12 protein-coding genes and 1 pseudogene are annotated in these 14,404 nt (G+C 35.5%); 10 read left to right on the top strand and 3 right to left on the bottom strand.

Translation table 11 applies throughout. The features are described 5' to 3' along the window. The first annotated feature begins 60 nt into the window (after window positions 1–60). The 10 genes and pseudogenes from AB1I62_RS10030 to comGD all read left to right on the top strand — a co-directional run. Window positions 61–2,484, top strand: coding sequence for a DNA translocase FtsK (locus AB1I62_RS10030; protein WP_002364367.1), 2,424 nt, complete (start codon window positions 61–63; stop codon window positions 2,482–2,484). 130 nt (window positions 2,485–2,614) lie between these two features. Beyond that, window positions 2,615–3,316: a GntR family transcriptional regulator gene (locus AB1I62_RS10025; protein ID WP_202250951.1), complete on the top strand. Its 702-nt coding sequence runs from the start codon at window positions 2,615–2,617 to the stop codon at window positions 3,314–3,316. 117 nt (window positions 3,317–3,433) lie between these two features. After that, entirely contained in the window at window positions 3,434–4,183 is a 750-nt protein-coding gene (locus tag AB1I62_RS10020; protein WP_002384339.1) for an ABC transporter ATP-binding protein, read from the top strand. After that, complete coding sequence (locus AB1I62_RS10015; RefSeq protein ID WP_002403891.1) at window positions 4,173–6,002, top strand: ABC transporter permease; 1,830 nt, start codon at window positions 4,173–4,175, stop codon at window positions 6,000–6,002. Before AB1I62_RS10020 ends, AB1I62_RS10015 begins: the two co-directional genes overlap by 11 nt. A gap of 124 nt (window positions 6,003–6,126) precedes the next feature. Then, window positions 6,127–7,200, top strand: a complete 1,074-nt coding sequence (gene rlmN, locus AB1I62_RS10010; protein ID WP_002356987.1) for a 23S rRNA (adenine(2503)-C(2))-methyltransferase RlmN — start codon at window positions 6,127–6,129, stop codon at window positions 7,198–7,200. A 290-nt stretch (window positions 7,201–7,490) separates the two neighbouring features. Next, window positions 7,491–8,819, top strand: coding sequence for an APC family permease (locus AB1I62_RS10005; protein WP_048737470.1), 1,329 nt, complete (start codon window positions 7,491–7,493; stop codon window positions 8,817–8,819). A gap of 241 nt (window positions 8,820–9,060) precedes the next feature. Then, complete coding sequence (gene comGA, locus AB1I62_RS10000; RefSeq protein WP_048737469.1) at window positions 9,061–10,029, top strand: competence type IV pilus ATPase ComGA; 969 nt, start codon at window positions 9,061–9,063, stop codon at window positions 10,027–10,029. Next, the gene (gene comGB, locus AB1I62_RS09995; RefSeq protein WP_016626570.1) at window positions 9,986–11,032 is read left to right on the top strand and encodes a competence type IV pilus assembly protein ComGB; all 1,047 of its coding nucleotides are present in this window, start codon (window positions 9,986–9,988) and stop codon (window positions 11,030–11,032) included. Before comGA ends, comGB begins: the two co-directional genes overlap by 44 nt. Continuing rightward, window positions 11,032–11,307: a competence type IV pilus major pilin ComGC gene (gene comGC / locus AB1I62_RS09990; RefSeq protein ID WP_002356991.1), complete on the top strand. Its 276-nt coding sequence runs from the start codon at window positions 11,032–11,034 to the stop codon at window positions 11,305–11,307. Before comGB ends, comGC begins: the two co-directional genes overlap by 1 nt. Then, a pseudogene (gene comGD, locus AB1I62_RS09985) lies at window positions 11,304–11,738 on the top strand (competence type IV pilus minor pilin ComGD); the annotation flags it as partial. The gene comGC and the pseudogene comGD, both read left to right, overlap by 4 nt. Window positions 11,739–11,774: 36 nt before the next feature. Here comGD and AB1I62_RS09980 read toward each other — a convergent pair. From AB1I62_RS09980 to AB1I62_RS09970, 3 genes are all read right to left on the bottom strand, one after another. Then, window positions 11,775–12,923 (bottom strand): site-specific integrase, encoded by a 1,149-nt coding sequence (locus AB1I62_RS09980; protein WP_002387264.1) that lies wholly within the window; start codon window positions 12,921–12,923, stop codon window positions 11,775–11,777. A 105-nt stretch (window positions 12,924–13,028) separates the two neighbouring features. After that, window positions 13,029–13,658 carry an SHOCT domain-containing protein gene (locus tag AB1I62_RS09975; protein ID WP_002387265.1) on the bottom strand — a complete coding sequence of 210 codons (630 nt, stop codon included), beginning with the start codon at window positions 13,656–13,658 and terminating at the stop codon, window positions 13,029–13,031. A gap of 95 nt (window positions 13,659–13,753) precedes the next feature. Then, window positions 13,754–14,404 (bottom strand): ImmA/IrrE family metallo-endopeptidase, encoded by a 651-nt coding sequence (locus AB1I62_RS09970; protein WP_002387266.1) that lies wholly within the window; start codon window positions 14,402–14,404, stop codon window positions 13,754–13,756.

Here is a 14,404-nt window from a genome sequence, read left to right as displayed (position 1 = left end):
GCACTTTTGTTCGATTCCATTTTTATGTATAATGAGAAGTGATGGAAAGAGGGAAGTTAAATGGCACAAAAAAGAGCAACAAATAAGAAAAAAAGTACGACAAAGAAAAAGACCAAAAAACAACAGCAACAACAAGAACGTTTAAATTATATGTTTCTTGGCCTGATTTTTATTTTATTCGGTGTCTTTGGACTCTTTCGCTTAGGGTTTTTAGGCACGTTATTAGCAAATTGTTTACGCTTAGTTGTAGGTAATACCTTTCCATTTGCAGCGATTTTACTAATCCTGTATGGCTTATTAGTCATGATTTATGGGAAAGATTTTCCGTTAAAAAGAGGTCGCCCTATTTTTGGGGCTGTTCTGATTTATATTAGTGTTTTGTTATTTTTCCATGCCTTTATGTTTCGAAATGTTAGTGGCAGTCAACCAGATATTTTAGGTAACACTTGGGAATTTTTGCAAAGCGATTTAAAAGCCAACCAAGTGACGCAAAACGTAGGTGGCGGTATGATTGGCGCGCTGCTTTATCAAGGAACGTACTTTTTGGTGGCACAATTTGGCAGCTATTTAATTGCCACCTTGCTACTGTTAGCGGGTATTTTCTTGATGAGTATGTGGGATTTTCAGCAAATTGTTGATCATTTCCAAAGTATTCAAGATCGCCTAAGTCATGTTTCGGCAAAATCACAGGCGCGACAAGAAGAAAAAGAGGCGAAGCGAGCAGCGAAGAAAGAAGCTAAGGCTGCAGAACGCCAAGCAAAAATTGAAGCCGCTGCCCAACAAAAATTACAAGAGCGGGAACGTATGGAACAAGCGGCAGCCGAGCGCTTAACAAAAACACCAGTTGAAACCCACCAACCAATGGTGGAAGAACCGGCCGCACCAACGCCTGTTCAAATTGATTCGTTTCAACAGCAAAATCAGGCGATGCCTGTACCACCAATTGCAGCAACAAAACCGCAACGAGAGCAGGAAGAAGAGGCGGCAGATGAAGCTGGTGTTCTCGAATTTGAAATTTCTGAAGAAGCGGAAGATCGTGATTATCAACTACCACCAACTGATTTGTTAGATACAATTCAAGCAACGGATCAAAGTGGTGAATATGAAAAAATCGAAAAAAACATTGGCGTCTTAGAACAAACCTTCAAGAGTTTTGGTGTTGATGCTAAAGTAGTCAAAGCTAGTTTAGGACCATCTGTCACAAAGTTTGAAGTTCAACCCGCTGTTGGGGTAAAAGTTAGCAAAATTGTTAACTTGACGGATGACATTGCTTTAGCGCTTGCGGCCAAAGATGTTCGTATGGAGGCCCCGATTCCTGGAAAATCACTAATCGGGATTGAAGTTCCTAATAGTGCAATTAGTACAGTATCCTTTAGAGATATTGTTGAGGCACAACCAAGTCATCCAGATAAACTACTAGAAGTACCTTTAGGTCGAGATATTTCAGGGATGGTTCAAACTGCGGATCTATCAAAAATGCCGCATTTATTAATTGCAGGATCGACAGGGAGTGGGAAATCGGTTGCTATCAATGGCATCATCACAGGTATTTTGATGCAAGCGAAACCCCATGAAGTAAAATTAATGATGATTGACCCGAAAATGGTGGAATTGAATGTGTATAACGGGATTCCTCATTTATTAACGCCAGTGGTTACTAATCCGAGAAAAGCGGCACAAGCCCTGCAAAAAGTAGTTCAAGAAATGGAATTTCGTTATGAAAAATTTGCAGCAACAGGTGTCCGAAATATTACTGGTTACAATCAACTAATTCAACAGAAAAATGCGGAAGATGGCGAAAATCGTCCGATTCTACCATTTATTGTTGTCATTGTTGATGAGTTAGCTGATTTAATGATGGTGGCAAGTAACGAAGTAGAAGATGCGATTATCCGTTTAGCCCAAATGGCACGGGCAGCAGGTATTCATATGATTTTAGCGACACAACGGCCAAGTGTGGATGTCATTACAGGAATCATCAAAGCAAATGTCCCTTCTCGAATGGCTTTTGCGGTCTCAAGTGGGACAGACTCGCGTACCATTATTGATACCAACGGGGCGGAGAAACTATTAGGTCGAGGCGATATGCTCTTCTTACCTATGGGAGAAAATAAACCAATTCGTATCCAAGGGGCCTTTATCTCTGATCAAGAAGTTGAACGAGTGGTTGCGTTTGTAACGGACCAACAAGAAGCTGAATATCAAGAAAGCATGATGCCAACAGATGAACCGACCACTTCAGGCGGTGGTGAAGCTCCTCAAGATGAGTTGTTTGAAGAAGCGAAAAACTTGGTAGTTGAAATGCAAACAGCTAGTATTTCATTGCTACAAAGACGTTTTAGAATTGGCTATAATCGTGCGGCTCGCTTAGTAGATGAATTGGAAGCACACGGAGTTATTGGACCATCAGAAGGTAGCAAACCAAGAAAAGTCTTTCTACAAGCGGAATCAGAAGAGGCAGCAACTGAGACGCCAGAACAATAAACAAAAAGAACAAAAATAGATAAATTTATCTATTTTTGTTCTTTTTTTATAATTTCAGCAAAGCATCATGTTATAATCATCATTTTCTGGTAAAATAGAAAGGAATAGTGCGGTTGGGAGGGAGCGTATCATGAGAAGAAAGAGCGTGCTTTATTTAGAAGTAGCAGATCAGATTAAAGAAGATATTTTGAGTGGCAAGTATCCAGTAGGAACGTTTTTACCAACAGAAACAGAATTGGAAGAGATGTTTAACGTTAGTAAAATTACGATTCGGCGGGCAATCGAAATGTTAGCAACGGAAGAATTTGTTGAGAAAAAAAGTGGCCGAGGCACAACTGTGTTAAGCAATCGTCCCTATAATAAACTATCAAAAGCAGGGACATTCACTGAATTTTTGAATGAATCAGGTCAGAAAGTAACTAAAAAAGTTTTACAAGTTGAAAACTTGACGTTGTCAAAAGAGATGCCGGCTTATCAATTTTTAGGAGAAGAAGTGGTTCACCTTTCACGGTTATATCTAATCGATGAACAACCCTATATTTATTTTAATTACTATTTGCCAGCTGCCATGAAAGACGTATCATTGACTGAATACAAAGAAGAATCCTTGTATCGTTTGATGGATCGACATGCCATTGAAATTTATAAATTTGAAGACCGTTTTGAAGTTGCAACTTTGACAGAAGAAGAGCAAAAGATGTTGCAAACAACTGAAACAACGGGCTTAAAAAGAATTCGGCGTTCGTTAAGCCCAACAGGTCGTTGCGTAGAATATTCAGAAGCTATTTATAATACGAAGATTCATCCTTATGTGATTGAATATGAAGCATAACTTTTAAAAGAATAACAGTGCACTTACAGTAATGTAAGTTCATTGTTATTCTTTTCTATTGTCGTTTTTTTTCGTTTTCGATACACTAAATGAGTGAGAAGAATAGGAGTGGAAAATATGTTAGAAGTACAAAATTTAAAAAAAGTTTACGGAAACGAAATTAAATATGAAGCTTTAAAAGGGATTAATTTAACTGTCCAAGATGGTGAATTTATTGGTATTATGGGACCTTCTGGAAGTGGGAAAAGTACACTTTTAAATTTATTGGCAACAATCGATAGTCCAACAGACGGTGAAATACTTTTAAATGGAAAAAATCCAAACAATTTGAATCAAGAACAAATTGCTAAATTCCGTCGTACAGAATTAGGATTTGTTTTTCAAAGCTTTAATTTAATGCCAACATTAACTGTTGAAGAAAATATTATTTTGCCATTGACACTTGATGGAGAAAAAGTCTCTGTAATGAAACGACAATTAGCAGAATTAAGTGAGCGTTTAGGTATCAATCATCTGTTGAAAAAACGAATTGCAGAAATTTCTGGTGGACAAGCACAACGGGTCGCCGTTGCTCGGGCAATGATTCATCATCCACAATTATTATTGGCTGATGAACCAACAGGAAACTTAGATACGAAATCATCTAAGGATGTGATGGGCTTGTTACAACAATTAAACGAAGAAGAAGCGGCGACTATTTTAATGGTGACCCATGATCCGCTAGCCGCAAGTTATTGCAAGCGCATTGTCTTTATTAAAGATGGTGAATTAATTGATGAAATTATCCAAAACGGCAACCAAAAAGAGTTCTACGATTTAATCATGGTGAAACTGGCTGAGATTGAAGGTGTCGATAATGAATTTTAATCAGTTTGTTATAAGAAACACGATTCGAAATAAGCATTTATACTTGGCTTATTTCCTAAGTACAATGTTTTCTGTGATGATCTTTTTTACGTTCACTGGTTTTGTCTTTCACCCAGCCTTAGCTAATGGTTTAAATCCTAAAGCACAAATGGGAATGACGGCTGCGGCAATTATAATCTATGGTTTCTCTTTCTTATTCGTTTTATACTCGATGGATGTCTTTATCCAATCTCGGAAAAAAGAGTTTGGAACCTTGATGATTCAAGGGATGAGTCCAAAACAGTTAAAGAAAATGATTTTTATTGAAAACTTAGTGATTGGTTTCTTTGCTACAATTTTTGGTAGCATTTTAGGTGTTGGATTTTCACAGTTTATTTTATGGATTAGCAATTTATTGATGCATCTAGGTTTAGGTTTTTATTTGCCAGTGATGCCGTTTATCATTACTGTCATTTCATTTGCGGTCTTGTTCTTAGTAATTTCTTTCTTTATTCAATTCCGCTTGCCAAAAGCGACACTTCAAGAGCTATTAAAAGCAGGAGAAATGGGTAAAGGTGAAATCAAAAGCTCTAAAGTTAAATCTTTCTTAGCCGTGTTACTTTTAATTGTCGGTTACGGAATTGCTTTAGTTGCTAAGGGACAGTTAGTTTTAATGGTGATGTTCCCAGTAATTTTCTTAGTTATTTTAGGGACAAAATTCTTATTTGACCAATTGAGTGTTTCTGTCATTGAACGTTTAAAACGGAAACCAAAAATCTTTTGGAAAAAAACCAATATGGTCGTTTTATCAGATTTAGCATTCCGCATGAAAGATAATGCACGTTCGTTCTTCTTGGTTTCGGTGATATCAACGGTTGCTTTTGCTGCCATTGGAACGTTATACGGCGTGAACGAGATGATTTTTAAAGGAATAAGTTCTGTACCGTACGAACTGACATTGTCTGATTCGACCAACCCAGAAAATCAAGAAATGAAACAATTTGCGACAAAAACATTCCAAGAAAAAAATATTCAGTTTGATCAGATTGATTACACAATGTACAAAACAAGTGCCGGTATCCAATTAATCAAAACATCTGAATATAATAAACTCGCAAAATTTATAGATGAACCAACTTTAACAGGTGAGAAAGTAGTTAATTTATCACAAAAAGATGCTCCTTCTGCTGCATCAGTAGATGTCAAATCTGTTCAATTGGGAAATGATCAAGTTTTAAACATTGATAAAACAGAAGAAACCAATGTATTACCGACTTTTGGCGGTGTGGTTGTTATCCCAGATAGTACCTCAACAGATGGAATCAAAGCGGAAACAGAAACAATTTGGCAGCCCAAAGCAGGAACCAATCGTGAAGAATTGATAAAAGCAGAAAATATTATTGGTGACAAGTATCCCATGTTAGTAGGAACAGCTGCAATGTCGGCAGCCATTACGCAATATTATACGCCAGTTCTATTTGTCGGACTATTTATCGGTATCGTGTTCTTTGTTTCGGCGGGTAGTTTCTTATACTTCCGTTTATACAGTGATATGAATACGGACGTTGAAAAATTCAAGATGATTTACAAACTTGGTTTGACGAAAAAAGAATTGAAGAAAATGATTTACCAACAAGTAGGTATTTTATTCTTTACCCCAATTGTTGTTTCATTTATTCATGGAGCTGTTGCTTTGAAAGCAATGTATGCTGTCTTAGATCAGCCAATGCAATTAGCTGGCTGGGAAGTTTTAGGCGTTTTCTTATTGATTCAGGTCGTTTACTATTTAATTGCCAGAACGTTCTACTTCAAAAAAGTTTATCACTTAGTGAAAGATTAATTATAAAAAATCGTTAAGCATGCACGCTTAACGATTTTTTTTGAGACTCTTCGTGATATTGCATTCAAAGTGAGAATACGTTATAGTTATGAAGCGAATGTAATAGCAGAAATGAGGAAAAGAAATGCAGAAAGAATCCATTTATGGACTGACGAGAGAACAGCTTGTGGACTGGTTTTTAGCCCATGGCGAGAAGAAATTTCGCGCAACACAAGTGTGGGAATGGTTGTATACAAAACGTGTTGCTTCATTTAGTGAAATGTCGAACATTTCTAAATCGTTGATGACTTTATTAGAAGAAAATTTTTCATTAAATCCATTAAAACAAGTCATTGTGCAAGAAGCGCAAGATGGTACCGTGAAATATTTATTTGAATTACCAGATAAAAATATGATTGAAACAGTCTTGATGCGTCAAGAATATGGATTATCTGTTTGTGTGACCACTCAAGTTGGTTGCAATATTGGGTGTACATTTTGTGCTAGTGGGCTATTAAAAAAACAAAGAGATTTAACTGCTGGCGAGATTGTTGCCCAAATTATGTGGGTGCAACATTATTTCGATGAACGTGGGTTGGATGAACGTGTTAGCCATGTCGTTGTGATGGGAATTGGTGAACCATTTGATAATTATGCCAATGTCATGAACTTTTTACGAACGATTAATGATGATAAAGGTTTGGCCATTGGTGCCCGCCATATTACAGTTTCAACAAGTGGTTTAGTGCCAAAAATTCGTGAATTTGCAGACAGTGGACTACAAGTAAACTTAGCAATCTCATTACATGCTCCTAACAACGAAGTTCGTACATCAATTATGCGGATTAATCGTAGTTTTCCAATTGAAAAATTAATGGCAGCAATTGATGAATACATTGAAAAAACCAACCGACGTGTTACATTTGAATATATTATGTTGAGTCAAGTGAACGACCGACCAGAACATGCTCAACAATTAGCAGATTTACTACGGAATAAGAAAAAACTTTCTTATGTTAATCTGATTCCGTATAACCCGGTGAGTGAACACGATCAATATAGCCGAAGCTCTAAAGAAGCGGTTTTAAAATTTTATGATGTACTCAAAAAGAATGGCATCAATTGTGTTATTCGTAAAGAGCATGGAACAGATATTGATGCGGCTTGCGGACAATTACGTAGCAAACAAATGAAAAAAGAAAAAGTCAAAAACCAATAACGTAGTTAAAATCGGATCAGAAAGGTTTCTTTTTGATCCGATTTTTCGTTTATTTAATAAAAAATCGTCGGTTTTTCCATTCTTGTTTATAAACAAAAGATGAATGCTCTAAAACTTTTATGACAAATTTTCTTTTTGTGGTTTTCAAACTTGAAATTCTAAAAGAAATAGCTATACTGAAAAGAGATCGTTACAGAATTTTTCATGAAAACAGCTATTATTTTCGTTATCTTTTCAAAAAAGTGGAAATTTTGTTACGCTTGTTTAGTTTAAATGAAATGAGGGAGTCTATGGAGAAAAAGCAATTAAAAAGAGAGATAACAACGTTTGGTGCGTTATCCACGGTAATGGGTACGGTGATTGGCGCTGGTGTTTTCTTTAAAGCTGCGAGTGTCGTTGGACACGCACAGTCAGCTAGTTTAGCTATTTTTGCTTGGGTGTTAGGTGGTGCCTTAACCATTTGTGCAGGATTAACCAGCGCCGAACTTGCTACAGCAATCCCTGAAACAGGTGGCGCAGTGAAGTATATTGAATATACATATGGTAAATTAGCTGGTTTTCTTTTAGGGTGGGCACAAAGTATCATTTATTATCCTGCCAACATTTCGGCGTTATCCATTATTTTTAGTACACAACTAATCAATTTGTTTCATTTATCGGCAAATTTATTGATTCCAATTGCCATTCTTGCGGGAACCAGTATCACGATAATTAATTTATTAGGAACAAAAATTGCTTCTTTGGTCCAATCAACGACATTGGTAGTAAAACTGATTCCAATTGCCTTGATTTCTTTAGTAGGATTATTTACTCCAGGACAGGTAGCTGTTTCACTTTTTCCTGTTGAAACAACAGCGAATACTGGCTTTTTAGTTGCTTTTAGTGGCGCCTTAGTCGCCACCATGTTTGCTTATGATGGCTGGCTAGGTGTGGGTAACGTGGCTGGTGAAATGAAGCGACCAGAAAGAGACTTGCCTAAAGCCATTATTTTTGGTTTGTTATTGATTACTTTAATTTATGCTTTAATTAATTTTGTATTTCTAAAAACATTACCAATTGAGCAAATCGCTGGGAATTTGAATGCAGCTTCGGATGCTTCTGTGGCTATTTTTGGACCAATTGGCGGCAAAATCGTAACTATTGGGATTTTAATCTCTGTATATGGTGCGTTAAACGGCTACACAATGACAGGGATTCGGATTCCTTATGCCTTAGCCTTAGATAATCTGATGCCTTTTAGTCGTCAGTTTCAAAAGTTGTCTAAACGTTTTGTTGTTCCTTACGTTGCTGGAATTTTTCAGTTAGCCGTGGCCATTATTATGATGTTTTTCGGGACCTTCGATTTATTGACGGATATGTTAGTTTTTGTTATGTGGCTGTTTAATCTATTAATTTTCTTAGCCGTTTTTATTTTAAGAAAACGAGAACCTGAATTAAAACGACCGTATAAAGTTCCTGGCTATCCAATTATTCCAATTATCGCAAGTCTAGGTGGTATCTTCATCTTGGTTACAACAAGTATTACACAGCCTATTCTTGCATTGATTGGTATAGGGATTACGCTTCTAGGAATTCCAATTTATTTAGTTAATAAACAAAAAATGAAGCCAAAAACGTAAACGATCCAATCGGATTATCATAGTTTTTCTCAAAAATTTTGTGATTCAGAGAAATTTTTGAAAACTAAACGCAAGATTTTTTTAGTATAATACTAAGTGTCTAGGAGTTCCACTATTTTGGGGAAGATAGATGGACAGCGCAAACTTCAAAAAAAGAACCTTCATCTTATTGGTGAAGGTTCTTTTTTTTTGCTGAAATCATAAAATAAATGCGTAGTTTATTAGTGAGAGGAGGAAATGAATGACTAAAAATGTAAAAAAATTAGCCCATCAATTAATTGAATGGGGCGTCCTTCATGGGGCGCAAGACGTTTATTTTTTACCCAATGATACCGAAATAGCTATCTCTTTTCGGACAGGGATGCAACGGACACCTTACACACAAGTTTCCGCAGAAATAGGCGAAAAGTTAATTTTCCACTTTAAATTTATAGGCGGCATGGATGTCGGGGAAAGACGAAAAGCACAATTAGGTGCGACAACTTATCTAATTGGCGAGACGAAGCAACGCTTGCGTTTATCATCTGTGGGAGATTTTCAGAATCGAGAGAGCTTGGTAATTCGTTTTTTGCACCGATTTGGTGAACAAGCTGAACATTTTTTCTTTCCCCACCAGCTAAATGAAATTGAAGCATCTTGTCAGAAACGAGGCCTTTATTTATTCAGTGGGCCAGTTGGTTCCGGGAAAACAACAACCATGTATCGTGTGGCTAAACAAAGAAGTGGCGAACAACAAGTGATAGCAATTGAGGATCCTGTTGAAATTGAGGAAAAGCAGTTTTTACAGTTGCAAACAAATGAAAAAATTCAGTTAACTTATGAAGCCCTAATCAAAGTTTGCTTGCGCCATCATCCTGATATTTTGATTATTGGTGAAATTCGTGATGGCGAGACGGCTCAAGCAGTTATTCGAGCCGCCTTAACGGGTCATACTATTTTTGCGACAATTCACGCCCGTAACTTATTGGGGGTGCAACGGCGTTTGATAGAATTAGGTGGCCCAGAGCATGAATTGGCCGAATGCTTGCAAGGTATCATTTATCAACAGATTTTGACAACCACGATTAATAAGGAACAAGTAGCAGGAATTCTTTATGATTATTTCTTCTTTAAGGAAGCCGTTATAAAGAGTAGTTGGCAAAAGAATCTAAGAAAGGCGTGGGCGTATGGGTTTATTACAGAAAAAACGTATTTTCAAGCCATCGAATAAATTAACGAAAAAACAACAGCAGCTTTTTCTGAAACTATTAGCGGATTTACTTGCAAATGGTTTTAATATACAAGAAAGTTTTTCCTTCATGAAAAAATCAAACGCCTTACCTCAGCACAGTATAACTTTTTTAGTTGAAGGCTTTTCCTCAGGCGTTGCCTTACAAGCTTTAGTCGAAGAATTAGGATTTTCAACAATGGTCTCGGCACAATTGTCGTTTGCTACTGCACACGGGGATTTGGTAGGGACACTACAAGCGATTTCCGAACATTTTTTTCAAACGGAAAAATATCGGCAACAGTTCTATAAAATAATTAGTTATCCGCTGCTCCTGATTGTTTTTTTGATTCTCGTCATTGTTGGTATTCGGCAATTTTTATTGCCCCAATTAATGGAAAATGATGCCAATAGTTATTCTAAAAATATTGGGATTCTTCTGATTGTTTACAGTCCATACATTCTGGTTACCTTAGTTTTTGTCCTCTCATTTAGTTTCTTCATTTTAAACCGTTATTTGAAGCATCAGTCTGCTATTCAGCGGGCCTTCGTATATCTGAAACTACCAATTATCCGTGGCCTCTATCGGGAATACGTCAGTGCTTTTTTTGCACTAGAATGGGGGAAGTTGCTTGCACAAGGATTAGAAATGAAAGAGGTCATCGATTTGATGCGCCATACAACCAATTACCCCTTAATGAAAGAATTAGCTGGAGCAATTAGTGAAGGACTGCTAGTTGGTGAAACCTTACATAGACAATTAGCTGCTTATCCTTTTTTTACGAAAGCATTGGGTTTAATGATTCAACAAGGGGAAGTAAAAGGAAAATTAGGCAAGGAGTTGATGGTTTATAGTAATGTCTGTTTCCAAGGTTTTTTCAAAAAAATTGAACGAGTCATTACCCTTGTTCAACCATTTATTTTTATCATAATTGCTTGTTTAATTATCGGTGTCTATGGGGCAATGTTGCTGCCTATTTATGGCAATATGGAAGGAGTTTTATAATGAAAAAGAAACAAAAATACGCAGGGTTTACATTATTAGAAATGTTGATTGTCTTATTGATTATTTCCGTATTGATTTTACTTTTTGTCCCTAACTTAGCGAAACATAAAGAAACAGTTGACAAAAAAGGCAATGAAGCAATCGTAAAAATTGTAGAATCACAAATCGAGCTATACACACTAGAAAAAAATAAGACGCCTTCCTTAAATGAATTAGTCAACGAAGGCTACATTACTAAAGAGCAGTTAGATAAATATACAGCAGAAAAGCAATGAACAAGTCAGCAGGATTCACATTAATGGAAACACTTGCTAGTTTAACGATTGTTTGCTTTATGACTATGCTCCCAACAATCGCTATTCACCGCTGGCAAGAAACATTAAAAATTGAACAGTTTCTTGCTACGGTAGAAAAACAACTTCGTTTTGCGCAACAGCAAGCAATTGTTTTAGAGGAAACACAAGAAGTTTGGTTTTTTGAAGAACAACAAAGCTTTTCATTTCCTGATAAATTGAACCAATCAGCTCAAAGGACTTCGCTAGCTGTACCTGAAAAAATGACAGTGAGTGGCCCAAGCAAACTCAGTTTTCTTCATTCGTCAGGGAACAATGGCCGTTTAGTGAAATATATTTTTACTTGGACTGAAAAGAAACAGCAACTTATTTTACAATTTCAGATGGGGAGTGGTAAAGTGCTTATATATCAATGGTTTTTAATGTTTTTACCACAGGTTTACCACAAATCACAAGTTCTCAATAAGTTTATCCATCATATCAGCTGTTTCTTTTTCTTCTTCTTTTAGCACATCGCTATAAACATCCAAAGTTATATTAATATTCTTGTGTCCTAACCGAGTTGAAACGTACTTAATGTTTGCTCCTGCTTCAATTAAAAACGTTGCATGGGTATGTCTTAGGCCGTGTACGGTTATGTTTTGAACTTCTGCTTTTTCACATAACAGGCGAAACATATACGTAATTCTTGATTGTTTGATAGGTAAATTTCGAGAACTTAAAATAAAATAGTCCTTATCGCTTAAAATTATCCCTTCTCTGAAAAGCCGTTCTTTCTCATGATTTTTGTATTTTTTTATTAAAGTGAGTAACGAGTTGTCAAAATAAACTTTACGTATGCTGGTTTTTGTTTTAGGTTTATTTTCACCGTAATCACCACGTGTAGAATTGATATCGAAATATTTTTCGGTTAAATCAATATCACTCCAACGCAGCCCCATCAGTTCGCCTTTCCTCATTCCAGATTTTAGCAGAGTTAAAAATATAACTTGCGTTTGAATATCTTCGTTTTCTAAAACCGCCACAAATCGCTGTAATTCCTTTTTAGAGAACGAACGAACATTATTACTTAAATCAAATTTAAAGCCTGTTAGCGTGTTGCTAGGGATGATTTGATTGTGTACCGCAGCGTTAATCATCCTCATTACAATTTTATGCCACGTTTGAATAGTTGATTCTGTATATTTGTTTTCTTGTCTTAATTTGTCAATAAATTCTCGTTTATAAGTAATCTTATTTAAAGAAGATAGCTTTTGATTTCCAATCAATGGTGATATGTGAAATTTAACAGCGGATTCAATGTTTTGTTTTGTTGAAACACTCCAATTGTCTTGGGCGTAAGGTATCCAGACTTTGATCCATTCATCTATGGTGAGTTGTTTATTTTCGACGAAGGAAGTATTTTGTGTTTCTAAATCATATTGGATTTTTAGCAATGCTTTATTCGCCGCTCTTTCACTTTCAAATCCACGTTTGCTAGCTTCTTTTCGGTGTTTTAGAGAGTTGTAATAAGGATAGCGATATCCCCAAAAAGTTCCTTTTTTATTTGAGTAAGAAAAAACATATTTGTATTTTTTGGACCAATTTAGTTTCGCCATATTTTCACGTCCTTTTCTTTGTGGTAAAATAGGCGTAACAAAATAAGCCTATTTTGGTTCTATTTTTAACGCACTAACTTCTTAGCCGGAGAGGGTGCGTTATTTTTATTGTAACAATTCACGTTTTTTTATTTCAAATTCTTGTTTTGTAATAATGCCATCATCTAACAAGGCTTTAAATTTTCTTATCTCGTCTGCAGAAGATAATACAGTGTTATCTTTATTACTTGAATTAGTTTTTAGTATTTGGTCCAGTTTTGCAATTAATTCGTTGTATTTATCCATTAAACCTTTACCAATCATAGAATCAGTTTTTGTTTCAGTTGTGATTAACATATATTTTACTGTCTGATTATTAGGAAGATGTAACATAACTCCTAATTGCTTAATGGAAGTAAATTCTTTTCCACCTGTTCCAGCACCAACTAAAGCCCCAACAGGACCAGCTAAAACGCCACCAACAACTGCACGAGTTATTCCGTGATGTTTTTTTATATTGCCACCAACAAAAATATCTGTGTAACTAATCAAATCATCATAGTTGATAACTTGTTGTTTTCTTGATTCAGAAATACTTTTTGGGATAAATATTTTTTTGTCTGAATCATTAAAATAAATACCGCCTATTACAATATCATGATTATTTTTAAAATATTCTTTTATTTGCTTTTCTTCTGCTTTCTTTACCTTTTTTTCTTCTTTATTTCCAAATAAAAACATACTATATTCCTCCATTTTTGTTGTTAGTTTTATCAACAAACTTCAAGATAAGTTTTAAGTCTGTGTCCTTACACGAGATTTTTTACGCAAAAATAATTCTTTGTAGTTCATCAGCACAAGCACATTTTTATATAACTGATTAATTTTGTTGAATTATAGTTATATCTATATTGATTAATAGCTGATCTTGCTAAGCATGGATTTAATAAGAATATTTTTGTTAAAAAATCATATAACCTTACGTGTAGTGCTGCAGCACTCATTTCAAATTCTTCGCAAATTTGACGGAAAGACATTTGCTTTTTTAAACATTCTTTCAATGCTTCATTGTTTATTAAAGCAAGGGATGCAAATATATTAGCTCTTATTTCTTTTGGTTCATCTTCGCTAGTGTATCCTTTTCCAGTAATTAAATCTGAAAAACTTTGAGACTTGCATTCCTTATTCATATCAAAAAAATAATGTGCAGATTCATGAAGTATTGAGAAATTTTGCCTTCCTTTAACCATTGTTGGATTATAGGAAATTCCGCATTTATCGTGAAATTTTATTATGTTTCCTGAAAATATTTTTCTTGAAACATCACCGAAACTATAGGGAATTATGTCAACATTTTCTACGTCAATCATATAATCTTTGTAGTGTTTCCATCTTAACTCTTTTAGTTCAATTCCATAGTAATTAGCAACTTTTTCAATAATAATATATGTCTGGTCATGATATTCAAAATAAGTATCGTAGTCTAAATACATAGGGGTCAT

Source organism: Enterococcus sp. AN402 (assembly GCF_040719405.1).
Classification (GTDB): domain Bacteria; phylum Bacillota; class Bacilli; order Lactobacillales; family Enterococcaceae; genus Enterococcus; species Enterococcus faecalis.
Note: the sequence above shows the minus strand (reverse complement) of the source record. Positions and strands in the feature narration are given on the sequence as shown.